The organism is Herbidospora solisilvae (assembly GCF_009901565.1).
GTDB lineage: Bacteria > Actinomycetota > Actinomycetes > Streptosporangiales > Streptosporangiaceae > Herbidospora > Herbidospora solisilvae.
This window is the reverse complement of sequence record NZ_WXEW01000002.1, coordinates 383905-407077: the sequence shown is the minus strand read 5'-3', so window position 1 is coordinate 407077 and position 23173 is coordinate 383905. Positions and strand designations below refer to the sequence as shown.

The following is a 23173-nucleotide window of genomic DNA, read 5'->3' as shown; positions in this document are numbered from 1 at the left end:
AGGTCTCCTAGTGCAGGTTCTCGTGGAGCAGGTCGAGCAGGGGCTGACGCCGGGCACAGGAGGCGAGCGCGAAGGAGTCGGCCAGGGCCAGCAGCTCCTCGTCGGAGCGGCCGCGGAAGACCTCGGCGTACTCGGGGACGAGGGCCTGGGCGATCATGATGTGCCGGATGAGGTCGTCGATCTGGTAGCGCGCGCCCCAGGGGTAGGGGTCCCAGGAGGGGAACTCCGCCTCCATGAACTGGTGCAGCGGCGCCAGTTCCCCGGCCATCTCCTCCATCGTCGAGCCCCACCGGTCGGCCCCGAGACGGCCCTTCTTGGCGATGAAGTCGCCGAAAACTCCGATGTAAGGTTCACCGGCCGTCACGAGTCCCTGGAGGCCGACGTCCTTGTACGTCCAGAGCGACCACCCCGCCGAATGCGCGTCGAAGATCTCTAGCTGGTCGCGGAGGATCTGGTAGCGCTGCCCGTCGACCTCGGGGTTCCCGGTGTAGACGGGGCCGAACTCGCCCACCCAGATGGGGGTGCCGGTCTCCCGCTGGAACACCGTGCGCCGCTCGAAGGTGGCCTCCAGGGTCGAGCGGTCGACCCATTCGCCGCGCGTCTCGCCGGGGTAGGGGCCGCCGTGCGCGAAGCCGGCCAAGGCGTAGTCGTGGCAGACGAAGACCGTGTTCTCGTACACCTCGCGGAAGATCGAGAAGTCGGTCGAGTAGGTGTTGCCGTCGAGGAACAGCACGTGGCCGGGGTCGACCGCGCGGATCGCCTTGACCAGGCGGTCGTAGAAGGGGCCGACGACCCGGCCGTGCACGTCGCCGGGCTCGTTGATGGGGTTGTAGCCGGCCACCCACGGGTTGTCCTTGTAGCGGTCGGCCATGGCCTCCCACAGGTGCACCGCGCGGTCCTGGAACTGGCGGTAGCGCCAGAAGGAGGCGATGTGGGTGGGGTTGTCGGAGTGCCAGTGCTGGTTCTGCGCGCCGGGCAGGGCGTGCAGGTCGATGACGCTGTAGATGCCGCGCTCGCCCAGCAGGCCGATGACGCGGTCGAGGTGGCGGAAGCCGTGTTCGATGATCTCGAACGGGCGGTCGTCCGACTCGAAGTGGTGGTAGTTGACCGGGATCCGGACGCAGTTCATGCCCAGGTCCCGTAAGAGGTCGGCGTCCTCCGGGCCGAAGAACGAGGTCAGCAGGCGGTCGAAGAACAGCTCCGAGCGCTCCTCACCGAGCACCTCGCGGACGGCCGCCCGCATGGTCGACTCGTTGGCCGAATAGCCGGTGATGAAGTTCTCCATGTTGAGCCAGCCGCCGAGCCCGACGCCACGAAGGCGCACCGGACGCCCGGACGGGTCGACGAGGTGAGATCCGGACACGCGCAGGTCGGGCATCGCTTCCCCTTGAAAGTTTCGGACTGTTACCGAATATTTCGCAAGCCGCAGCATAGATATCCAGCTCGCGCACCGTCAACAAAGAGCTGGGAGCGCTACCACCGGGAATGACGCCCCAGGTACGCGTACCCGAAACCTTTCGGATACACTTCCGGCCATGCCAGCGAAAAGGCGGGTGACGATCGCCGTAATCGCCCAAGAGGCGGGTGTGTCGGTCCCCACGGTGTCCAAGGTCATCAACGGTCGCCCCGAAGTCGCGCCGGAGACCCGGCAGCGGGTGGAACGGCTGCTGCACAAACACGGCTACCAGCGCCGCGTCAGCCCCGGCGACGGCCCCGTGGGGCTGATCGACCTCGTGTTCGCCGAGATCGAGAGCCCCTGGGCGATGGAGATCGTGCGGGGCGCCGAGACGGCCGCCCGCGAGGCCGAGGCCAGCGTGGTCATCTCGGTCCTGCACACCCACGCGGGCCCCGGCCGCGACTGGCTGGAGCGCATCGCCGCCCGTCGCACCGACGGCGTCGTCGTCGTCGCCTCGCGCCTGTCGGCCGGTCTCCAGAACCAGCTCGCGGCCCGGTCGATGCCCTTCGTGGTGGTCGACCCCGAAGGGGAGCCGGCCGGTGGCGTCGCCTCCGTCGGCGCCACCAACTGGCACGGCGGCCTGGCCGCCACCCGGCACCTGCTGGAGCTCGGCCACCGCCGGATCGGGATGATCGGCGGCCCGGCCGACATGTTGTGCAGCCGGGCCCGCATAGACGGCTACCGCGCCGCCCTGGAGACCGCCGGGGTGCCCGTCGAGCCGGGCCTGATCCGCTACGGCAGCTTCCTGGCCGACGCCGGGCACGACCACGGTCATGCCCTGCTGTCGCTGCCCGACCGTCCGACGGCCATCTTCGCCGGCAGCGACATGCAGGCCTTCGGGGTGTTCGAGGCGGCCCGGCAGCGCGGGCTGCGCGTGCCCGAGGACCTCAGCGTGGTCGGCTTCGACGACCTGCCGCTGGCCCAGTCGGCGTGGCCGCCGCTCACCACGGTCCGCCAGCCGCTCCAGGACATGGCCGCGCTGGCCACCCGGATGGTGCTGGCGATGGGCCGCGGGGAACACCCCGAGGCCCGCCGGGTCGAGCTGGCCACCGATCTGGTGGTCCGCGAGAGCACGACGCCGATCACCCTTTCGTCGCCCCCGCAGTGAGGCCGCCGATGAGCTGCCGCTCGGCGACCGCGTAGAAGGCCAGCGCCGGGATCATCGCCAGGACCACGTACGCGAGGATCTTGGCGGTGTCGGCCGAATACTGGCCGCTGAACTGCTGCACGCCCACGGGGAGCGTCCACCACACCTTGTCGTTGAAGACCACCAGCGGCAGGAAGAAGTTGTTCCAGCTGTTGACGACGGCCAGCACCGACACCGTGGCCAGCGCGGGGCGGGCCATCGGCAGCAGGATCCGCCAGAAGAACCCGAACGGCGAGCAGCCGTCGAGGATGGCGGCCTCCTCCACCTCGTGCGGGATCGACCGGAAGAACGACCGCAGGATGATGATCGTCAGCGCCAGGCCGAAGGCGGCCTGGGGCAGGATCACCCCGAGCGGGTTGTTCAGCAGGCCGAAGAACCGAAGGATGATGAACAGCGGCAGGATCGCCACCGCGAACGGGAACATCAGCCCGGCCGCGAAGATGGTGAACAGGAACTCCCGGCCCCGGAAGGCGAACCGGGCGAACACGAACGCCGCCAGGGCCGAGACGGCCACCGTGACCAGCGCCGTGCTGAGCGCGATCAGGGAGCTGTTGAAGACCTGCCGCCAGAAGTCCGACGACGCCAGCACGTTCGTGTAGTTCTCAGGTACCCACGGTGCCGGCAGGCCGATCGGGTTGTTGGCGAGCTGCGGGTTGTCCTTGAAGCCGCCCAGGATGCCGTACACGATCGGCACCAGCACGAACACGCCGATGACGATGACGATCGTGTGCAGGGCGATCGGCCGGGCGATCCTGGCCGGCGTGGTCCGGCGTTCCCGCGCGTGGACGCTCATCTGCGGCCACCTCCCATGGTCGTGGTGGCCCCGTCGAGGTCGCGCTTGAGCACGAACCGCTGGTAGCCGATGGCGAAGACCAGGCTGAGCAGGAACATCACCACGCTGATCGCGCTGGCGTAACCGACCTGGAAGCGGTTGAAGCCGATGTCGTACATCGTCACGCCGAGCGTCTCCGACGCGTGCACGGGGCCGCCCCCTGTCAGCACGTACACCAGGTCGAAGAGCTGGATGGTGCCGATCACCGACAGGAAGATCGTGATCCGGATCGTCGGGCCGAGCAGCGGCAGCGTCACGTAGCGGAACACGTGCCAGGGGCCGCAGCCGTCGATCTGGGCCGCCTCGGTGAGCTCCTTGGGGATGCTCTGCCGCCCGGCCAGGTAGAGGATCACGTAGAACCCGAAGTACTTCCACGTGATGACGATGAACAACGAGAACATGACCGTCTCGGGCTCGGACAGGAAGCTGGAGGTTCCGAGTCCGAGGAAGCCGAGGACCTCGTTGGCCAGCCCGCGCTCCGGCGACAGCAGCATGCTGAACAGCACGGCCGCGATGACCTCGCTGAGCACGTACGGCGCGAAGAACAGCAGCCGGTAGAGGGCCCGCAGGCGCATCTTCTGGTTCAGCAGCAGCGCGATGGCCAGCGCCAGCGGCAGCTGCACCACCAGCGACAACACGATCAGGAGCGCGCCGCGCCGCAGGTCGCCGAGGAAGATCTCGTTGTCCAGCAGCCGGGTGAAGTTGTCCAGCCCCACGAAGTTCGTCGGCAGCAGGCCGAAGCCGTTCCACTTGAAGACGCTGGAGTACATCGCCAGCAGGATCGGCGCCAGCACCAGCAGCGAGAACAGGATGACGCCGGGGAGCAGGAACAGGATGATGGTGATCCGCTTCCGCGCCTTGCCCCGGTTCTTGCTCGCCCGGGGCTGCGGCGGGGGGACCAGTCGTCGCGGGACCGGAGAGGCCGCGACGGCGCTCTCCGGTCCTTTTGTCGTCTTCACGCCGCGACTACTCCGCCTGCGCGGTCTCGGTGATGGCCTTGACCACTTCTTCCGGCGACTTGGTCCCGGCGATCAGCTCGGCCACGCTGTCGTTGACCTGCGCGCCGACGGCCGGCGGGTAGGCCTGGTCGAGGTAGAGCTGGAAGCCGGTCGCCTTGGCCAGGACGTCGACGACCATCTTGCCGCGCGGGTCGGTGACGGCGTCCTCGGTGCCCTTGACGACGGGCAGGAGGGCGCCGGTGGCGATCTCCTTGCGGGCGTTCTCGGCCGACAGGATGAACTTCAGGAAGTCGGTGGCCTCCTTCGGGGCGTCCACGCCGACGGCGAAGCCGCCGCCGCCGCCGAGCGCCTCGGTGGCCGCGCCCTTGCCGCCCTCGACCGCGGGGAAGGGGAAGAAGCCGAGCGCCTCGCCGAGGTCACCGGCGGTGTCCTTCTGGACGGTCGGCGCCCACTGGCCCATCAGCTCCATGGCGGCCTTGCCGCTGCCCATCGCGGCGGCCTGGCCGTCGGGGGTGTCGTAGGGGGCGCCCAGGAAGCCGTTCTGGAACGGCTTGAGGTCGGCCAGTTCCTTGAGCTTCTGACCGGCGGCGATGAAGTCGGGGTTCTCGAACGACTTCGCCGTCGCCGCCTCCTGGAGCGCGGGCAGACCGGCGATCCGCATCGCGAGGTAGGTCCAGTAGTAGTGGCCCGGCCACTTGGCCTTGCCGGCCAGGGCGATCGGGGTGATGCCGGCGTCCTTCAGCTTCTTGACCGCGTCGAGGAACTCGGTCCAGGTCGCGGGCGGCTGCTCGATGCCGGCCTTCTTGAAGAGGTCCTTGTTGTACCAGAAGCCGACCATGCCGATGTCGTACGGGACACCGTAGGTCTTGCCGCCTAACTGGTAGGCCGCCAGGGCGGCCGGGTTGAAGGTGCCCGACCAGTCGGCGATGTCGGCGGTGATGTCCTTGGCGATGCCGCCGTCGGCCTGCTGCTGGAGCACGCCGCCGCCCCACGTCTGGTAGATGTCGGGGCCTTCGCCCGACTGCGCAACCGTGGTCATCTTGGCCTTGAAGGCCTCGTTCTCCAGCGGGTTGATGTTGATCGTCACGTTCGGGTGGGCGGCCATGTACTCCTTGGCCATCGCGTCCCACACCGGCAACATGGGCTCGATGTTCTGGATGTGCCACCAGTCGATGACGACCTTCTCCTGCGCCGCCTGTCCCCCGGCTGCGGGCGCTTCCTCGCTCGGGGATGAGCAGCCCGCCAGCAGCAGCGCGGCGGCAGCCGCCGTCACCACTGCGCGTCGTGTCAGCGACATATCGGTGGTTCCTTCCGTCCCGGGAATGGACTCCAAGAAACTTTCGATGAAATTCCGATAGTTTCCCTTGATGGCACGGAGGTTACATCGCGTTTTCCACGGGATCAACGGCCGTTGTGGAGCTGTTACTCGGCCCTTGCCGCTAGGGTTCTGCCGTGGTCCGGGCGGAGATCACGTGAAATCGCGTGCGATCCCCCATCAAGTGCGGATTTGGCAGTGAGGTTGACGGGTGCCCGGATGGAAGACGGCGGTGAGCCTGATCGCGGCTTCCGTCACGCTCATGGGACTTTCAGCTCCCGCGTCCGCACGGGCGCGCGCGGACATGGAGGAGCGGCCCTGCCCGGTCGCCGTGCCGGAGGGCACCACGTGCGGCTACCTCCTGGTGCCCGAGCGCCGCGACGCCTACCAGAGCGACACGATCAAGGTGGGCTACGCGATCAGGAAGGCGGCCAGCCCGGCCGGTGAGCCGGTGGTCTTCATGAGCGGCGGCCCCGGCTCGGCCTCGATCCCGCTGACCGAGCTGATCACCTCGATCGCGCCCGACCGCGACGTCGTCGTCATCGAACAGCGCGGCGGGCGGTGGTCGGAACCCCGCCTGGAATGCCCCGAGATCGTGGACGGCATCCTGAAGGACCTCGCGCCGCCCACCGCCGTCACGGCCAGCCCGAGCCCCAGCCCCATGCCGGTCACCGCCACCCCCGCGCCCGCGCCCAACGGGGCGATGGGGCTGGCGGCCCGCACGTGCAAGGCGCGGCTCACGGTCGACCTGCGCGGCTACCGCACCCAGGAGATCGCCGCCGACGTGGTCGAGCTGCGCCGCTCGCTCGGCTACGACAAGTGGACCCTGTTCGGCGTCAGCTACTCCACCCGCGCGATGCTGCTGGCCGCCGCGATGGACCCCGACGGCGCCAAGTCGCTCGTGCTCGACTCCTACCTGCCCGAGCGCAGCCAGTGGTACGACGAGGCGCCCGCCGCCCTGCGGAGCACCCTCGACCGCCTCGGCGTGACCGCCCGGTTCGACCTCGCGGTCCGGAACCTCAACGCCGACCCGGTCACCCTCGCCACCCGCGACCCGCTCACCCGCCGTCGCGTCATGGTCCGGCTGACCGGCGACGACGTCGCCACCCTGCTGGCCGAGTCGTTCGCCGACCCCGAGGCGCTGCCGATCCTGCCGGCCTTGGTCGACGGCCTGGCCGACGGCCACACCGACCTGCTCCAGCCGCTGGTCGACGGCGTCGGCGGCGCGCTGACCAGCCACGAGTGGGGCCTCTACTACGCCGTGCAGTGCCAGGACGAGGCGCCCGCCAACACCTTCGCCGACCGCCGCCTGTTCACCGCCGACAACGACGCGACGGTGTGCGCGGAGTGGCGGCTGCCCCCCTCCGGCGAGGAGGGGGCCATCACCCAGGCCCCGGTCCTGATCCTGGCCGGGCAGTACGACCCCACCACCCCGTCGGCGGCGGCGAGCCGGGCCACCGAGAACCTGCCGGGCGCGCGCTTCCAGGAGTTCGCGGGCGTCGGCCACGGGGTGTTCCTGGGCAGCGAGTGCGGCCGTCGCACGATCACCGCGTTCCTGGCCGACCCGGCCGCCCCCACCCCCTGCGACGCCGGCACGCCTCCCCGGGCGACGATCGACCCGGCCTCGGTCCACTTCACCGGGGCCGCCTACACGGCCGCAGGGGCGCCGTGGGTGCTGGCGCCGCTCGGCGTGTTCGCGCTGCTGTCGCTCTTCCAGATCGCCGGGGGCGCGCTCACGGTGCGCCGCGACGGCCTGCTGACCCTGCTGGCCGGGATCACCGGCACGGTCTTCTGCGCCATCGTGGCATGGAGCGTGCTCTCGGTGGACGACGAGGTGGCCTTCGCCGTCGGCATCCCGCCGATCATCTTCTGGACCAGCGCGCTGGCGGTCGTGTCGACGGCCCTGTCGGTGGTGGCGGCGTTCCGCGAGCGGGCGCCGGGTGTGCTGATCCTTCCCGCGGCGACCGGGCTCGTCTTCACGGCCTGGCTCGTCGGATGGGTTCTCTGACTCCTTCCGGCAACCGTTTCCACCGCAGGGCGTTGACGCGCCCCGTGTGCAGCCTTTACGTTACCCGCAACGAAAAGTCTCGGTAATCTTATGAAACTTTCGGGAAACGGGTTTCCGCATGTTACGACGTCCTCCGGACGGAACCCCGGCCCTTGATCGCTCACGACGCTCGTCGTGAGGTGAGACGCCCGTGCGGGCGCCCCTGGGAGCGTGGGCGCCCGCGCGGGTCACAACCTGAAGGGATGGCCGGATGATCCGGGTCGCCGTCGTCGGGACCGGCGGGATCGCCGGCGTCTGCCACATGCCGGCGCTCCGGGCGGAGGCCCACCGGGCCGAGGTGGTCGCGGTCGCCGACGTGGACCTGGGCCGGGCCTGGCGGTTCGCCCGCGAGCACGGCGTCCCGCACGCCTACTCGTCGGTGGCGGAGCTGCTCCAGCGCGAGCGCCCGGACCTGGTGCACCTGTGCACGCCGCCGGGCGTGCACGCCGTCCAGGCGATCGAATGTCTCAAATCGGGCGCTTGGGTGTGGATCGAGAAGCCCGCGTGTCGTTCACTTGCGGAGTGGGACGCCATCACCGCCGCCGAAGGGCCCGGCTACGCCTCCGTGGTCTCGCAGCACCGCTTCGGCTCCGGCGCCGTCCACCTGAAGGAGATCGCGCCGCTGCTGGGCCGCCCGCTGGTCGCCCAGTGCGTGACGACCTGGTTCCGCGACCACGACTACTTCACGGTCCCGTGGCGGGGCCGGTTCCGGACCGAGGGCGGCGGCCCGACGGTCGGCCACGCGATCCATCAGATCGACGTCATGCTCTCGATCCTGGGCGACTGGGCCGAGGTGAGCGCGACGACCGCGACCCTCGACCGCGACGTCGAGTACGAGGACGTCGCCATGGCCACGGTCCGTTTCACCACCGGCGCGCTGGCCTCCGTCGTGACGAGCCTGCTGTCCCGCCGCGAGGAGAGCTACCTGCGCTTCGACTTCACCGACGCGACCGTGGAACTCCGTCATCTGTACGGCTACCGCAACGAGAACTGGACCGCCACGACCGACCTGTGGCAACCCCCCGACGACCGCCCCAGCTCCCACGAGGCCCAGCTCGCGGCACTGCTCGACGCCTACCAGAAGGACGAGCGCCCGCCGATGAGCGCCCGCCAGGGCCGCCAGGCCCTGGAACTGGCCACCGGCATCTACGCCTCGGCCCACCGCAGACGCCCCGTGACCCGCGCCGAGCTGACCCCCGACGACCCCTTCTACCACCGGCTGGACGGCGGCGCGTGGACGAGCTGATCTACGACGAACGCGGCGTGGAGATCCTGCGCTACGTCTACGACGACCGCGACACCGACGTCTTCGAGTCGCCCAAGCCCTACTTCCACCCGATCAGGACCCTCGACGGCGATCTGGTAAGCGCCTTCCGGCCGCACGACCACCGGTGGCACAAGGGCCTGGCGATGACGGTCTCCGACCTGTCGGGCCAGAACTTCTGGGGCGGCGGCACCTACGTCCGCGAGGCGGCGGGCTACGTCGACCTGCCCAACACCGGCACGATCCGGCACGACGGCTTCGACCGTCCGGGCGTCCAGCGGCTGAGCTGGCACACCCGCGACGGGGAGCACTGGATCGACGAGCTGCGCGAGTTCCGGGTGACCGACGTCGAGGACGACTCGTGGGCGCTGGAGTTCGCCACGACGCTCCGCAACGTCCGGGGGGCCGGCCTGGTGTTCGGCAGCCCGACGACCAACGGCCGCCCGATGGCGGGCTACTGCGGCCTCTTCTGGCGCGGCCCGCGCTCCTTCGAGCACGGCGAGGTGATCGCCGAGACCGGAGAGGGCCCTGACATGATGGGCCGCACCTCCCGGTGGCTGGCCTACGTCGGCCGCCACGACGGCGTCGACCGATCGTCGACGCTGCTCTTCCAGGCCCCGGTCCCGGTGACGTGGTTCGTGCGGACGACGCCGTTCGCGGCGGTCAACCCCTCGATCGCGTTCGACGAGATTGTTAACCTGCCGCCTGGAGAGAGCATGCGGCTTGGCTACCGCGTCGTCGTCTGCTCGGGGGCCTGGGACCGGCCCCGGCTGGTCGCGTACGTGAAGGAGCACGCATGTTCGGCATAGGCGTCACCGCCCTGAGTGTCTACGAATGGCCCGGCGCCGACGGCCGCTGCGGCGGATCGCCGCATCTGCACACGTTGTGCGCGGAGGCCTACGTCGTGGTGGCGGGCAGCGGGTCGGTGCAGACCCTGACCTGGGAGGGCTACCACGAGACCCCGCTCGTGCCGGGGGTCGTGGTGTGGTTCACCCCCGGCACCGTCCACCGGTTAGTGAACGACGGCGGGTTGAAGATCGTGGTGGTGATGCAGAACAGCGGCCTGCCCGAGGCGGGCGACGCGGTGTTCACCTTCCCCAACGCGGTGCTGAGCGGCGACTACAACCGGGCCGCCGGCATGGCCCCGCGCTGGCGGCGCGATCTGGCGCTGGAGGGTTTCCGGCAGCTCAAGGAGGCGGGCCGGCCGGGTTTCGAGAAGTTCCTGGAGCACGCCGTGCGGCTCGTCGGCGACCGGCTCGACGACTTCGAGGACCTGTGGCGCGAGGGCCCGCTGAAGGCGGTGGAGGACACCGAGAAGCAGCTCGCGTCCCTGCGCCGGGGCGACTACGACTACCTGCGCGAGGCGCGCATCCAGGAGGCGTCCGGCGAGCCGCGCGACGGCATGTGCGGGCATCTGTTCACCTATCCCGGATAAGCGGGGCTTAAGAGCGGCTTAAAGTAGTACTATCAGTAAACTTTCTTAAAAGAAGACATTGACTCACCTGATCACGCGGCTTAGGTTCACGGTCATCGGGGCGGAACGACTCTGCCCGCCGAGGCGTCCGGGCCGCGTGAGAAAGGTGACGCTCACGCGGCCCGGGCTTACCCTGCCATTCGTGCGATTTCTCACCGTCCCGCTGGTCCTCCTGGCGGTCCTGCTGCTGCCGCTCCCGGCGTCGGCCCACAACGTCCTGAAGAGCAGCGACCCCGCCGACGGCGCGACCGTCTCCCGGCTCGACCGGGTGACGCTGACCTTCGACCAGCCGGTCCGCCCCGACTTCGCCAAACTGGCGCTGACGGGCCCCGACGGTGCGCGCTACGAGGCCGGCCTGACGGTCCGCGACGAGATCGTGACAGCGACGGTGAAACCCCTTCCCTCCGGGGGCGTGTACGTCATCGGCTGGCAGATCGTCTCCAACGACGGCCACCCGGTGACGGGGACGATCCGGTTCACGTACACCCCCTCGGGCGGAGGAACCCCGACGGGGGCCGCGGCGACGCTGGCGCCCGCGCCCGGCGCGGTGTCGGCCCCGATCCCGGCCGCCTCCGGCGGCAGCTGGGTCTGGGGCCTGCTGGTCTTCGCCCTGCTGATGCTGGCGCTGTCGACCTGGGTGCTGCACCGCCACGAGTCGCGCCCGCGCCGCGCCGGCTCGACGCCCCCCGCCCACGACCGGACCCTCTCATGACCCTTCTCGACTCCCGCCCCGCCGCCGTCGACCGGCGGCTGGGCGCGCTGCCCCTGGCGGGGCTGGCCGGCGCCGGGCTGACCGCGGTCGTGGTGGCCACGTGGGCCACCCTCCCCGAACCGCCCTTCGGGCTGCCCGCAGCGGGCCCCTGGGTCGAGTTCGGGCTCCCGGTGACCCGGTTGGTCCTGGACGTCGCCGCGCTCGTCACCGTCGGCCTCAGCCTCCTGCCGAAGCTGCTGGGGTTCGACCACCCGGAGGCCACCGAACCGGCCGCGTCCCGGGCCCGGCGCTGGGCGGTCTACTCGGCGATCGTGTGGGCGTTCGCGGCGCTGGCGGCGACGCTGCTGAGCGCCGCCGAGGTGATGCCCGACCGGTTCCCCGACGTCCCGCTCTTCGTCGACGCGATCGGCTCGGGCCAGGGGCTCGTGGTGAGCGCGGCGGCGGCCACGCTGAGCGCGGCCATCGGGATGTTCGCCGTCAGGTTCGGCGAGAAGGTGCCCGCCGAACTGCGGGTCGGCGCGGCCGTGTTCGGGCTGCTGCCGCTCCCGGTGACCGGGCACGCCACCAACTGGTACTGGCACGACCTGAGCATGGTCGCCATGGAGCTGCACGTCATCGGCGCGGCCCTCTGGACGGGCGGGCTGCTCGCGGTGGCGCTGCTGCTGGCCTCCGACCGCGAGCTGCTGGGCCGCACCCTGCCGAGGTTCTCACGGCTGGCCACCACGGCGCTGCTCGTGGTCGCCGCCTCCGGCCTGTTCAGCGGGATCGTGGAGCTGCTGCTCTCCCCTGCCGAGGCGTTCCCCGCCTCACTGGTGACGACCGAATACGGCCTGCTGGTGGTCGTCAAGACCGTGCTGGCGGGGCTGATCGCCCTGCTCGGCGCCAACATCCGGTTCCGGCTGCTGCCGGGGGTGGTCGCCCGCCGCCCGACCGCGTTCGCGGCCTGGGCGGCGGTCGAGCTGACCGTGCTGGGCCTCGCCTACGGCGTGGCCGTCGTCATCACGCGGACGGGCGGCTGAGCCGTCTGCCCACCAGTTCCACGACGAGCCACGCCACCGCCAGCCCGCCGAGCGCGTAGGGCCACGCCCAGGGGGCGTAGGGCGGCGCGACGAGGTAGGCGTCCTGGAGCCAGAGCCCGCCGAACACGCCGCCCGTGACCAGCAGGGCCCCGACGACCACCCGCGCGTAGAGCACCGGCACCAGGAACGCCAGGTCGACGCAGAGCGCGGCCAGCAGCAGGAAGAACGGGATCGCCGAGGTCGGGAAGCCGACCCCGGCCAGCAGCGGCCAGATCACCATCCGGTAGGCGACGTAGCCCGCCGCGACCAGCGTCGCGGTGAACCGGTATCCGGTCGCCGCCCGCGCCGCCACCAGGATCGCCATGCCGACGATCCCGGCCCAGAGCGAGTAGACCTGGTCGGGCACCGGCAGCGCGAAGTTCTGCACGGCGATCAGGTCGACCGGCCGTCCGAGGTCCTCGGCCGCGAAGGCCAGCAGCGACGGCTCGGCCTCCGGCTCGCCGCGCACCCAGGCGGCCAGGCCGATCACGCCGTACTCCTGGTGCTCGCTCGGGAAGATCGCGTTCTCCAGGAAGAAGCCGAAGAGCGCCGCCAGCACGACGGTCCGCCGCCGGCCCGGGGGCGCGCCGACGTACCAGCCCCGGATCACCCCGGCGATCATGAACGCGGTGCCGATGAACAGCAGCGCGTGCGACGGGCTCCACGCGGTGATGTCCAGGCCGTTGATCCGGTGGTTGATCAGGTCGAGCGGGATGGCGACCAGGAAGGTGCCGGTCCCCCACAGGATCAGCCGCTGGGCCGCCCTGTCGACGCCGTAGCCGGTGTACCAGTGCACGATCGTCAGGCCGACCACGATCATCGTGCCGACCGTGTTGATCAGATGGGGCGGCGCGAGGTCGTCGCGCAGCCAGCGGAAGTGCCACGACACGTCCCAGGACGCGCCGAGCACCTTGAGGCAGAACGCCGCGATCCAGGCCGTGTAGAGCACCCGGAAGAGGTCGGGCGGGGTCGGGCGGCCCGGCAGGCCACGCGACCAGAGGGGCAGGCCCCAGGCCACGACCTGGCGGGGCACCCGCGTGAGCATCGTTGTTCCAGTCGCCACGCGCGAATTGTGCCGTTCTCTTTACTCGCGGCGCAATCAAAGGATGAGCTATCGCAATGGACCTCGATCGCAAAGCCGCCCTCATCGGCGGGCAGGACATGTGGACGCTCCCCGCCGCGCCCGAGATCGGGCTGCCCTCGCTGGTGACCTCCGACGGCCCCGTCGGCGTGCGGGGCGCCTCCTGGATGGCGGGCGACCCCGCCCTGGCGCTGCCCTCCTCCACCGCGCTCGCGGCCACCTGGGACGTCGGACTGGCCCGCCGGGCCGGGGAGGCGCTCGCCGCCGAGTGCCGCCGCAAGGGCGTGCACGTGCTGCTCGCCCCGGCGGTCAACCTGCACCGCACCCCCTTGGGCGGACGCCACTTCGAGTGCTTCTCCGAGGACCCGCTGCTGACCGGGGAGATCGGGGCGGCGTACGTGACCGGGGTGCAGTCGGGCGGGGTGGGCGTGACGGTGAAGCACTTCGTGGCCAACGACTCCGAGACCGACCGGATGACCGTGGACGTCCGGGTGGACGAGCGCACCCTCCGGGAGCTCTACCTGGCGCCCTTCGAGCTGGTGGTGCGCAGGGCGGCGCCGTGGGGGGTGATGGCGGCGTACAACCGGGTGAACGGGGTGCCGATGTGCGAGCACGCCGAGCTGATCGAGGGCGTGCTGCGCGGCGAGTGGGGGTTCGACGGGGTCGTGATGTCCGACTGGACGGCGGCCCGCGACGCCGCCGGATGCGCGCTGGGCGGGCTCGACCTGGCGATGCCGGGGCCGGCCAGCGTCTACGGGGAGCCGCTGGCCGCGGCGGTGCGGGCGGGACGCGTACCGGAGGAGCTCGTCGATCTTAAACTGGCCCGGCGCAGGACCCTGCACGCCCGCGTGGACCTCTCGGAGAGGCCCGCGGAGGACGGGGCCGCACTCGCCCGGGAGATCGCGGCCCGGTCGTTCACGCTGCTGACCAACGACGGCGTGCTGCCGCTCGCGCCCGCCGCCAGGGTCGCGCTGATCGGCGGCCTGGCCGCCGACGCCCGGATCATGGGCGGCGGCAGCACCCTGGTGTTCCCCGACCACGCCGTCTCGCCCCTCGAAGGCCTCAGGGCCGCCGGGGTCGACGTCGTCTTCAGCCGGGGCGCCGACGCGAGCGTCCGGGTCGCCCCGGCCGCGATGGCGGCCACCGCGACGGCCCGCGACGCGACCGGCCGGGTGCTCGGCGAGTTCCCGCTCCGCGACGGCTCCTTCCTCTGGCTGGACGTGCTGCCCGTCCCCTACGAGGAGCTGCACACGGTCGAGATCAGCGGGGTCCTGGACGCGGCCCCGGGCTGGAACACGCTGGCCGTCGAGGGCACCGGCCGCTTCACCCTGGAGGCCGACGGCCAGACCCTCTTCGACGGGGTGGTGGGGCCTCCGGACGGCGACCCCATGGCCGCGTTCTTCCTCCCCCCGCAGCACGAGGTGCTCGCCGACCTGCCGGGCCCGGTCGTGGTCAGCCTGGTCCACACGGTGCGCCACCTGCCGGTCTCACCGCCCTTCGTGGGCTTCGCCCTCTGCCACCGCGGCCCCCGCCCCACCACCGGCCGGATGATCTCCGAGGCCGTCGCGGCGGCGGCGGAGGCCGACGTGGCCGTGGTCGTGGTCGGCACCTCGAAGGAGGTCGAGAGCGAGGGCTTCGACCGCACGTCGCTGCGGCTGCCCGGCCGCCAGGACGAGCTCGTCGCCAAGGTCGCCGCCGCCAACCCCCGCACGGTCGTCGTGGTCAACGCCGGGTCACCGGTCGAGATGCCGTGGCGCGACGAGGTCGCCGCGATCCTGCTGACGTGGTTCCCGGGCCAGGAGGGCGGCCACGCCCTGGCCGACGTCCTCACCGGCGCCGCCGAACCCGGCGGCCGCCTCCCGACCACCTGGCCCGCCACGCTCGACGACTGCCCCGTGACCAACGTCACACCCGCCGACGGCGTCCTCACCTACGACGAGGGCCGCTTCATCGGCTACCGCGCCTGGGACCGCCACGACACCGCCCCGGCCTTCCCGTTCGGCCACGGCCTGGGCTACACGACGTGGTCGTACGACGGGATCGCCGTCGACGGCATGACGGTGACCGTCACCCTGACCAACACGGGCGACCGGCCCGGACGCGAGGTCGTGCAGGTCTACCTGGCCCCCGAGGACCCGGGCGACCGCCCGGCCCGCTGGCTGGCGGCGTTCACGACGTGCGAGGCCGGGCCGGGCGAGACGGTGTCGGTCACCGTGGAGATCCCCCGGCGGGCGGTGGAGGTCTGGACCGAGCACGGGTGGCAGGCCGTTCCCGGGGCGTACCGTGTCCTCAGCGGACTCTCAGTCAGCGCCGATAGCATCGCGATATGACGTTTCGCGGGGGCCGGCGCGGCCTCGCCGTGCTCGCCGCCGTGCTCGTGGCCGTCGCCGGGATCATCTGGATCGCCTGGCCGTCCGACGGGCTCCCCCAGGGCCAGGACGTGGTCATCCCCGTCGTCGACGGCCCGGCCGACGACCAGAAGGTGCTGATCGACGCCTCCTACTTCCCGCCCGAGGGCGGGGGCAGGGCGCCCGCGGTGCTGCTCGGGCACGGGTTCGGCGGGAGCAAGACCAGCGTCCGCGAGCAGGCCGGGCAGCTCGCCGAGCAGGGGTACGCGGTGCTCACCTGGTCGGCGCGCGGGTTCGGGCGCTCGACCGGGGAGATCGCGCTCAACTCGCCCGACTACGAGGTCAAGGACGTCCGGCAGCTCATCGACTGGCTGGCGAAGAAGCCCGAGGTGCTGCTCGACGCGGACGGCGACCCGCGCGTCGGCATGGCGGGCGGCTCCTACGGCGGCGCGATCGCGCTGATGACCGCCGCCTACGACGCCCGCGTCGACGCCATCGCGCCCTCGATCACCTGGTACGACCTGGCCGACGCCCTGTTCCCCGAGGCGTCGGGGGCCGGTCCGGCCACGGGCGTGTTCAAGAAGATGTGGGCCGGGATCTTCTTCAGCGCCGGGGGGTCGGGGCTCAACCCGGCCTCGCAGGCCGACGGGCTGGCCCGGCTGCTGAACGGCTCCACCGGGCAGCCCGCGCCCGCCGGGGTCACCCCCGACCAGGCGCAGTGCGGGCGGTTCCTGCCGGCCATCTGCGCGGTCTACCAGCAGATCGCCGCCACCGGGAAGGCCACCCCCGAGGCCGTCGACCTGCTGCGCCGGTCGAGCCCCGTGTCGGTCCAGGGCCGGATCAAGGTCCCGTCGCTGATCATCCAGGGGCAGCGCGACTCGCTCTTCCCGCTCGGCCACGCCGACCTGAACGCCAAGGCCATCGCCGCGACCGGCGCCCCGGTCGAGGTGGCCTGGATCGCCGGGGGCCACGACGGCGGCGACGCCGAGGCCGACTTCGTCTTCGCCCAGACCCTCAACTGGTTCGACGCCCACCTGAAGAAGGACGGCGCGGCCACCGGTCAGGGCTTCACCGTCTCCCGTGACGGCGGCCGCGACCCCGGCACCCGGCAGAACGTCCTGCTGCACGCCGAGGGCGAGTCCTACCCCGGTCTCGGCGGGACCGTGACGACCAATCTGGACCTGCTCGGCCCCGACCAGGAGGTGGCCACCCCGCCCGGCGGCAGCCCCGCCGCGATCTCCTCGGTGCCCGGCCTGAGCGGCCTGCTCGGCGGCGGCGCGGGAGGCGGCGGGTCGGCGGGCGCCTCGCTCGACCTGCCGGGCCAGGTCGCGGTCTTCCAGACCCGCCCGCTCGACCGCACGCTCACGGTGACCGGTTCGCCCACCGCCGAGATCAAGGTGTACGGCGAGGGCGAGGTCACCCTCTTCGCCAAGCTCTACGACGCCGCCTCCGGCCAGCTCGCGGTGCTCCCAGGGGGCCTGGCCGCGCCGCTGCGCGTCGCCGCGACCCCGACCGGCACGCCGGTCACGGTCACCCTCCCGGCCATCGACCGGCGCGTCGAGGCGGGCCACGTGCTGCGCCTGGCGATCACCACGACCGACATGGCCTACGCGCTCCCGGCGCAGCCCAGCGTGCACAGGGTGGGCCTGGCCTCCACGACGCTGACGATGCCGGTCGACTCCGGTCTGGCCGCGCCCGCACAGGGCCCCGCCTGGTGGACGTGGGCGTTCCCGCTCGTGTCGGTCCTGGCGGCGGCGGTGATCCTGCTGACCGGCCGTCCGCGCCGCGCCGCCGTCGCGCCCGACCCGGCGCTGGCCGAGGTGCCACTCCAGATCACCGGGCTGACCAAGCGCTACAAGAACGGCCACAAGGCCGTCGACGAGCTGTCGTTCCGCGTCGAGAAGGGGCAGGTCCTCGGCCTGCTCGGGCCCAACGGCGCGGGCAAGACGACCACGATGCGGATGATGATGGGCCTCATCCACCCCGACGGTGGCGAGATCCGCATCTTCGGCGAGAAGGTCGTGCCGGGCTCACCGGTGTTGTCGCGGCTGGGCTCCTTCGTCGAGGGCGCGGGCTTCCTGCCGCACCTGTCGGGCCGCGACAACCTGAAGCTCTACTGGCAGGCCACCGGCCGTCCCGAGGGCGACGCCCACCTGGAGGAGGCGCTGGAGATCGCCGGTCTCGGCGCCGCCGTCGAACGCGCGGTGCGCACCTACTCCCAGGGCATGCGGCAGCGCCTGGCCATCGCCCAGGCCATGCTGGGCCTGCCCGACCTGCTCGTGCTCGACGAGCCCACCAACGGGCTCGACCCGCCCCAGATCGCCGAGATGCGGCGGGTGCTGAAGGCGTACGCCACCGAGGGCCGGACCGTCATCGTGTCCAGCCACCTGCTCGGCGAGGTCGAGCAGACGTGCAGCCACGCCGTCGTCATGCACCGGGGCCGCCTGGTCTCGGCCGGTCCGGTCGCCGAGCTGCTGCGCCGGGGCGAACTGAACGGCTCCACCCGCCTGGAGGACGTGTTCCTCGACCTGATCGGAGAGAACGCATGACCGCGACCGGCTACGCGCCCGGGCGCACCCTCCCGCTGCGGGTCGAGTTCGTCCGCCAGTTCCGCCGACGCCGCACGATGGTCATGTTCGGGCTGCTCGCGGCGCTGCCGTGGATCCTGGTGGTCGCCTTCCAGTTCGGCCCGAACAACAACCGGAACGGCAACGGCCTGCGGATCTCCGACCTGGCCATGGAGGGCGGCCTCAACTTCGCCGCGTTCGCCCTGTCGGTCTCGGCGAGCTTCCTGCTGATGGTCGCGGTGGCGCTGTTCTGCGGCGACACCGTGGCCAGCGAGGCCAACTGGTCGTCGCTGCGCTACCTGCTGGCCGCGCCGATCCCCCGCGACCGCCTGCTGCGCCAGAAGCTGATCGTCGCGCTGACCTACTCGGCCGCCGCCGTCACGGTCGTGCCGGTGATGGCGGTGCTGGCGGGCACGCTGGCGTTCGGCTGGAACGACGTGCGGGTGCCCGGCACCGGCGAGGTCATCGCGGCCCTGGACGTGCTGCCCAAATTCGGAATCGTCATCCTGTACGCCATGGTCACCAACCTGGTCGTCGCATCGCTGGCGTTCCTGCTGTCGGTGAGCACCGACTCGCCGCTGGGGGCGGTCGGCGGCGCGGTCGGCCTGGTGATCGTCAGCACCATCCTGCAGGCGGTGGAGGCCCTCGGTGGCCTGCGCGAATTCCTGCCGACCTTCTGGAACACCGCCTGGCTCGACGCCCTCGCCCCGGTCCCCGACTACAGCGGAATGATCAAGGGCACCGCGATCGCGGTCACGTACGCGGCCGTGCTGCTGGCTTTCGCGTTCCGCCGGTTCCGTCGTAAGGACGTCGTTTCCTGATTGACAGGCCTCCGAATTCGTGTAGGAATCGATGGGACAAAAAGCTCAATTAAGCTCTGACGCTTTAATTAAGCGCAATCACGCCCACACAACTCACCGGGCCGAAAATTCCTGCGCCCCCGGGACCGTGCCATCGCCGGTTCACTTTTGTCGCGCCCGGCCAGACGAATCGGAAGGACCTGCTCGTGACCAGTGTCGTTTCGTCGCCCCGGTTGGATGTCCCCTCCTTCTACTGTCCCTTCCCGTACGCCATCTCCCCCGAGGCCGACGATGTGGACCGTGCCACGGTGAAATGGATGGACGACTTCGGCCTCTTCCGCTCCCCCGAACAACGGCAGTACCTCGCCGCCCAGCGCATCGGGCACTGCGCCGCGCTGGCGCTCCCGCACGGACGCGGAGAAGGGCTGCGCCTCGCGGCCGACTACGTCTTCTGGTTGTTCACCTTCGACGACATGTACTGCGACGAACGTGTCCATGAGATGTCGCTCGACGCCTTCGTGCAGTTCGTCAGCAAACTCACCCGCATCGTCGAGGCGCCCACCGCGCGCATCCTCACCGACGACCCGTGGGCCGAGGGCCTGCGGGACATCCGCTTACGGATGGAGCAGACCGCCACCCCGGTCCAGCTCGCCCGCTGGGTCGAGGAGCAGCGCAAGTACCTCTTCGGGCTGATCTGGGAGACGGCCAACCGGCTGGAGGGGCGGATCCCGCCCGTCGACGACTACGTGACCATGTGGCTCAACGCCAGCGCGTGCGGGGCCAGCGTGATGTTCGTGGACATCAGCGCCGGCTACGAGGTCAGCGCTGACGACATGGCCGACGCGAGGGTGCGGGCGCTCACCGAGATGGCCAACGCGATCATCGCGTGGGACAACGACCTGATCTCGTTCAACAAGGAGTCGTACCGGCAGCACCGTTACGGCTATCCGCAGATCCAGAACCTGGTCAGCGTGCTGACCTCGGGCGGCCTGTCGGTCGAGCAGGCCTCGGCCGAGGCGGTGCGCATGCGCGACCGGGTGATGACCCTGTTCCTGAAGGTCGGCGACGAGGTGCGCGCCGGCGCCTCACCCGAACTGGACCGTTACGTCTACGGCCTGGGCGAGTGGATCAGGGGCTATCTGGCCTGGGCGATGAGCACCGGCCGCTACCTGGACCCGCGCAATCCGACCGACTCGGCCGCGGCCGACCCCGTCACGATGCCGGGTACGTGGAAGGAGCGGGCCAGCGACGACCGCCTCGACCCGCTGCCGCTGCCCGCCATAACGTGGTGGTGGGACCAGCTTGCGTGATCACCAGTGGGGCGGACGGTCCTCGAGGAGACGGGCGTCGTCGTCGGACTCCCGCCACTCGCCCCATCCGTGATCGGTGTCGTCGATGGTCTGGTCGGGGAGCACCGGCAGGCCGTCGTCGGACAGGTCGACCGGGCGCAGTTCATCGGGCTGCGGCTCAGACATGGCTCCCAGCCTAGCGAAGGGCGGGAGCCGGATGAGGTATCTCCACCACGCTCCCCACGGCCAAAAGCTACTAAAGGTACGATGCCGGAGCAGGTGCAAGCCGGAACGCGACACCCCCGTGAGGCGGCATGGCGACCCCAGCAGGTTGGCGAAGAGACGGCAATCTCCCCGCGGAGCTCACCAGCTTCGTCGGGCGGTCGCGGCTACTGACCCAGATCAGACAGCGCATCCAGCAGTCGCGCCTGGTCACGGTGACCGGGATCGGCGGCGTCGGGAAGACCCGCACCGCCCTGCGCGTCGCCCATCAGCTGCGCCCGCAGTTCGACGACGGCATCTGGTACGTCGACCTGGCCCGCCTCCAGGACCCGTCGATGCTCCACCACACGGTCCGCACCGCACTGGGTCTGGCCGACCAGTCGAGCCGCACCAGCGGCGACTCCCTGGCCGACTGGCTGGGCGACCGGACCGTGCTGCTCATCCTCGACACGTGCGAGCACATGGTCGAGGCGTGCGCCGAGCTGATCGAAGACCTGCAGAGCCGCAACCCCAACCTCAAGGTGCTGGCCACCAGCCGCCGGTCGCTGAACGCGGCCGGCGAGTCGGTCATCCCGATCCCGCCGCTGCCGGTGCCCGGTGACGACCCCGCCGAATCGCCCTACAACAACGACGCCGTAGAGCTGTTCCGGCAGCGCGCCACCGCCGTGGTGCCCGACTTCACCGTCGAGGAGAACAACGTCACGTCGGTCGCCGAGTTGTGCGTGCGGCTCGACGGCATCCCGCTGGCGATCGAGCTGGCGGCGGTCCGGCTGCGGGCCCTGTCGGTCGACCAGATCCTCGGGCTGCTGACCGACCGGTTCTCGCTGCTGGCGGGCGCCTCCCGCACCGCGTTACCGCGCCACCAGACGCTCCGGGCCGCGATCGGCTGGAGCCACGAGTTGTGCGAACCGGCCGAGCGCCTGCTGTGGGCGCGGTTGTCGGTCTTCGCGGGCGACTTCGAGCTCGACGCCGCGCGCTACGTCTGCGCCGGCGACACCCTGCCGCCCGACCGCATCATGGACGTCATCACCGGCCTGGTCGACAAGTCGGTGCTGCTCAGCTACAACACCGTGTCGGGCCAGCGCTACCGCCTGATCGACACCCTGCGCCAGTACGGCGAGGAGTGGCTCGACAAGCTCGGCGAGACCGACAACCTGCGCCGCCGCCACCGCGACTACTACCTCCAGCTCGCCGAACGCGGCGAGCACGCCTGGTCGGGCCCACGCCAGGTGCACTGGTTCGTCCGCATGCGGCAGGAGCACGACAACGTCCGCACGGCGGTCGACTTCTGCCTGTCGGCGCCGGGCGAGCACCGCATCGGCCTCGAACTGCTGTCGTCGCTCTGGTTCATGTGGGTGGCCTGCGGCTTCATGCGCGAGGGCCGCCACTACCTCGAACGTGCCCTGGGCATGTCGCGGCAGGCCAGCAAGGAGCGCTGCCGGGCGTTGTGGACGCTCGCGTACGTCTGCAACATGCAGGGCGACCACGACGGCGCGACCGAGGCGGCCGAGAAGTGCTCCTCGGAGGCCCTGGAGGTCGGCGACTCGGGCGCGGTGATCTTCGCGACCAAGATGCTCGGCACCAGCGCCATGCTGAAGGGCGACTTCAAGCGGGCCACCGCGCTGCTCGGCGTGGCGATCGAGTTCCACAAGAGCGGCCGGGAGCTCAACCCGGGCCTGCTCCCGGCGGTGGCGGAGCTCGCGCTGGTGCTCACCTACCAGGGCGACTACATGGAGGCCGAGACCCTCGTCCAAGACTGCCTGAAGATCTGCAACGAGCGGGGCGAGTTGTGGATCCGCTCCTACGCGGTCTGGATCCAGGCCCTGATCGAGATCGAGACCGGCCGCCCCGAGCAGGTCAAGACCAGCGCCCGCGAGGCGCTGCGGATCAAGCGGCACTTCCACGACGTGCCCGGCGTGCTGCTGTGCCTGGAGACGATGGCCCGCCACGCCGCCTCGTCGGGCGAGGTCGCCCACGCCGCCTACCTGCTGGGCGCCTCGGAGCACAACTGGCGGGCCTCGGGGCTGGCCCAGCTCGGCTCGCCCTTCCTGAGCGACGACTTCAAGCGCACCATCAAGGAGTGCCGCGAGACCCTGGGCGTCGAGGAGTTCGACCGCCTGTTCACCGCCGGGCAGGCCCTGTCGCTGGAGGACACCATCGCGGTGGCCCTCGGCGAGCTCGAGTCGCTCTAAGCCTCTCCGAAGATCTCCAGAGCGGTCGTGTCGCCGAACATCCGCGCGGTGTCGGCGGCCGACGGCCGGCCCGCGTGGGGGTCGGCGCCCGCCTCGAACAGGGCCCTGACCACGTCGTGGTTCTTCTTGAACACGGCCCCGGCCATGGGCGACTGGCCCTTGTCGTTGGGCCTGCCGGGGTCGGCGCCGCGGTCGAGCAGGGCCTGCACCGTGTCGGCGTGGCCGTGGTAGGCGGCCAGCATGAGCAGGGTGTCGCCGTTCTCGTTGTGCAGGTCGGCCGGCACCCCGGCGTCGACGTAGGCGACCAGTTCGGCGGTCTGCCCGGCGCGGGCGTAGCCGAACAGCCGGGTGGCGAAGTCGACGAGTTCCTGATCCGGCTCCATGCGCCCTATTGTCCAACGGTAGGGTCC

The 23173-nt window shown here is 71.0% G+C and carries 19 protein-coding genes; 12 read left to right on the top strand and 7 right to left on the bottom strand.

Translation table 11 applies throughout. The features are described 5' to 3' along the window. Positions 1-7 precede the first annotated feature (7 nt). The gene (locus GT755_RS07565; protein WP_161478991.1) at positions 8-1378 is read right to left on the bottom strand and encodes a glycoside hydrolase family 5 protein; all 1371 of its coding nucleotides are present in this window, start codon (positions 1376-1378) and stop codon (positions 8-10) included. Positions 1379-1535: 157 nt separating this feature from the next. Here GT755_RS07565 and GT755_RS07560 point away from each other — a divergent pair, with 157 nt between their 5' ends. Then, on the top strand, positions 1536-2564 hold the full coding sequence (locus tag GT755_RS07560) for a LacI family DNA-binding transcriptional regulator (protein WP_030454448.1): 1029 nt from the start codon (positions 1536-1538) through the stop codon (positions 2562-2564). Here GT755_RS07560 and GT755_RS07555 read toward each other — a convergent pair. The 3 genes from GT755_RS07555 to GT755_RS07545 are packed head-to-tail and all read right to left on the bottom strand — an operon-like array spanning position 2539 to position 5691. Further along, positions 2539-3396 (bottom strand): carbohydrate ABC transporter permease, encoded by an 858-nt coding sequence (locus tag GT755_RS07555; RefSeq protein WP_161478990.1) that lies wholly within the window; start codon positions 3394-3396, stop codon positions 2539-2541. The genes GT755_RS07560 and GT755_RS07555 overlap by 26 nt on opposite strands. Continuing rightward, a complete protein-coding gene (locus GT755_RS07550; protein ID WP_285583196.1) occupies positions 3393-4394 on the bottom strand; it encodes a carbohydrate ABC transporter permease in 1002 nt (333 codons plus the stop codon). Before GT755_RS07550 ends, GT755_RS07555 begins: the two co-directional genes overlap by 4 nt. Before the next feature lie 7 nt (positions 4395-4401). Then, positions 4402-5691 (bottom strand): extracellular solute-binding protein, encoded by a 1290-nt coding sequence (locus tag GT755_RS07545; protein ID WP_161478989.1) that lies wholly within the window; start codon positions 5689-5691, stop codon positions 4402-4404. Between the two features lie 229 nt (positions 5692-5920). Here GT755_RS07545 and GT755_RS07540 point away from each other — a divergent pair, with 229 nt between their 5' ends. The 6 genes from GT755_RS07540 to GT755_RS07515 all read left to right on the top strand — a co-directional run bounded on the left by GT755_RS07540 (position 5921) and on the right by GT755_RS07515 (position 12225). Continuing rightward, positions 5921-7717, top strand: a complete 1797-nt coding sequence (locus GT755_RS07540; protein WP_161478988.1) for an alpha/beta fold hydrolase — start codon at positions 5921-5923, stop codon at positions 7715-7717. A 250-nt stretch (positions 7718-7967) separates the two neighbouring features. Beyond that, positions 7968-9002 (top strand): Gfo/Idh/MocA family protein, encoded by a 1035-nt coding sequence (locus GT755_RS07535; RefSeq protein ID WP_161478987.1) that lies wholly within the window; start codon positions 7968-7970, stop codon positions 9000-9002. Further along, on the top strand, positions 8990-9829 hold the full coding sequence (locus GT755_RS07530) for a DUF6807 domain-containing protein (RefSeq protein WP_161478986.1): 840 nt from the start codon (positions 8990-8992) through the stop codon (positions 9827-9829). Before GT755_RS07535 ends, GT755_RS07530 begins: the two co-directional genes overlap by 13 nt. Then, on the top strand, positions 9817-10455 hold the full coding sequence (locus GT755_RS07525; RefSeq protein WP_161478985.1) for a cupin domain-containing protein: 639 nt from the start codon (positions 9817-9819) through the stop codon (positions 10453-10455). Before GT755_RS07530 ends, GT755_RS07525 begins: the two co-directional genes overlap by 13 nt. A 181-nt stretch (positions 10456-10636) precedes the next feature. Beyond that, the gene (locus GT755_RS07520) at positions 10637-11206 is read left to right on the top strand and encodes a copper resistance CopC family protein (protein ID WP_161478984.1); all 570 of its coding nucleotides are present in this window, start codon (positions 10637-10639) and stop codon (positions 11204-11206) included. Beyond that, positions 11203-12225 (top strand): copper resistance D family protein, encoded by a 1023-nt coding sequence (locus GT755_RS07515; RefSeq protein ID WP_161478983.1) that lies wholly within the window; start codon positions 11203-11205, stop codon positions 12223-12225. The genes GT755_RS07520 and GT755_RS07515 overlap by 4 nt, the downstream gene beginning before the upstream one ends. Here GT755_RS07515 and GT755_RS07510 read toward each other — a convergent pair. Continuing rightward, on the bottom strand, positions 12206-13327 hold the full coding sequence (locus GT755_RS07510; RefSeq protein ID WP_328794231.1) for a hypothetical protein: 1122 nt from the start codon (positions 13325-13327) through the stop codon (positions 12206-12208). The two genes, GT755_RS07515 and GT755_RS07510, sit on opposite strands and share 20 nt — an antisense overlap. Before the next feature lie 56 nt (positions 13328-13383). Here GT755_RS07510 and GT755_RS07505 point away from each other — a divergent pair, with 56 nt between their 5' ends. From GT755_RS07505 to GT755_RS07490, 4 genes are all read left to right on the top strand, one after another. After that, positions 13384-15675, top strand: coding sequence for a beta-glucosidase (locus tag GT755_RS07505; protein ID WP_161478982.1), 2292 nt, complete (start codon positions 13384-13386; stop codon positions 15673-15675). Continuing rightward, positions 15672-18242, top strand: coding sequence for an alpha/beta fold hydrolase (locus tag GT755_RS07500; RefSeq protein WP_161478981.1), 2571 nt, complete (start codon positions 15672-15674; stop codon positions 18240-18242). The genes GT755_RS07505 and GT755_RS07500 overlap by 4 nt, the downstream gene beginning before the upstream one ends. Then, on the top strand, positions 18239-19081 hold the full coding sequence (locus tag GT755_RS07495) for an ABC transporter permease (RefSeq protein WP_161478980.1): 843 nt from the start codon (positions 18239-18241) through the stop codon (positions 19079-19081). The genes GT755_RS07500 and GT755_RS07495 overlap by 4 nt, the downstream gene beginning before the upstream one ends. Before the next feature lie 185 nt (positions 19082-19266). After that, positions 19267-20370 carry a terpene synthase family protein gene (locus GT755_RS07490; RefSeq protein WP_161478979.1) on the top strand — a complete coding sequence of 368 codons (1104 nt, stop codon included), beginning with the start codon at positions 19267-19269 and terminating at the stop codon, positions 20368-20370. Here GT755_RS07490 and GT755_RS38455 read toward each other — a convergent pair whose 3' ends face one another. After that, positions 20371-20535, bottom strand: coding sequence for a hypothetical protein (locus GT755_RS38455; RefSeq protein ID WP_169806296.1), 165 nt, complete (start codon positions 20533-20535; stop codon positions 20371-20373). Positions 20536-20663: 128 nt separating this feature from the next. On the opposite strand from GT755_RS38455, the gene GT755_RS07485 reads away from it, so the two are divergent. Continuing rightward, positions 20664-22763: an ATP-binding protein gene (locus GT755_RS07485; RefSeq protein ID WP_161478978.1), complete on the top strand. Its 2100-nt coding sequence runs from the start codon at positions 20664-20666 to the stop codon at positions 22761-22763. Here the strand turns inward: GT755_RS07485 and GT755_RS07480 are convergent. Then, positions 22760-23146, bottom strand: a complete 387-nt coding sequence (locus tag GT755_RS07480) for an ankyrin repeat domain-containing protein (protein WP_161478977.1) — start codon at positions 23144-23146, stop codon at positions 22760-22762. The genes GT755_RS07485 and GT755_RS07480 overlap by 4 nt on opposite strands. Positions 23147-23173 lie beyond the last annotated feature (27 nt).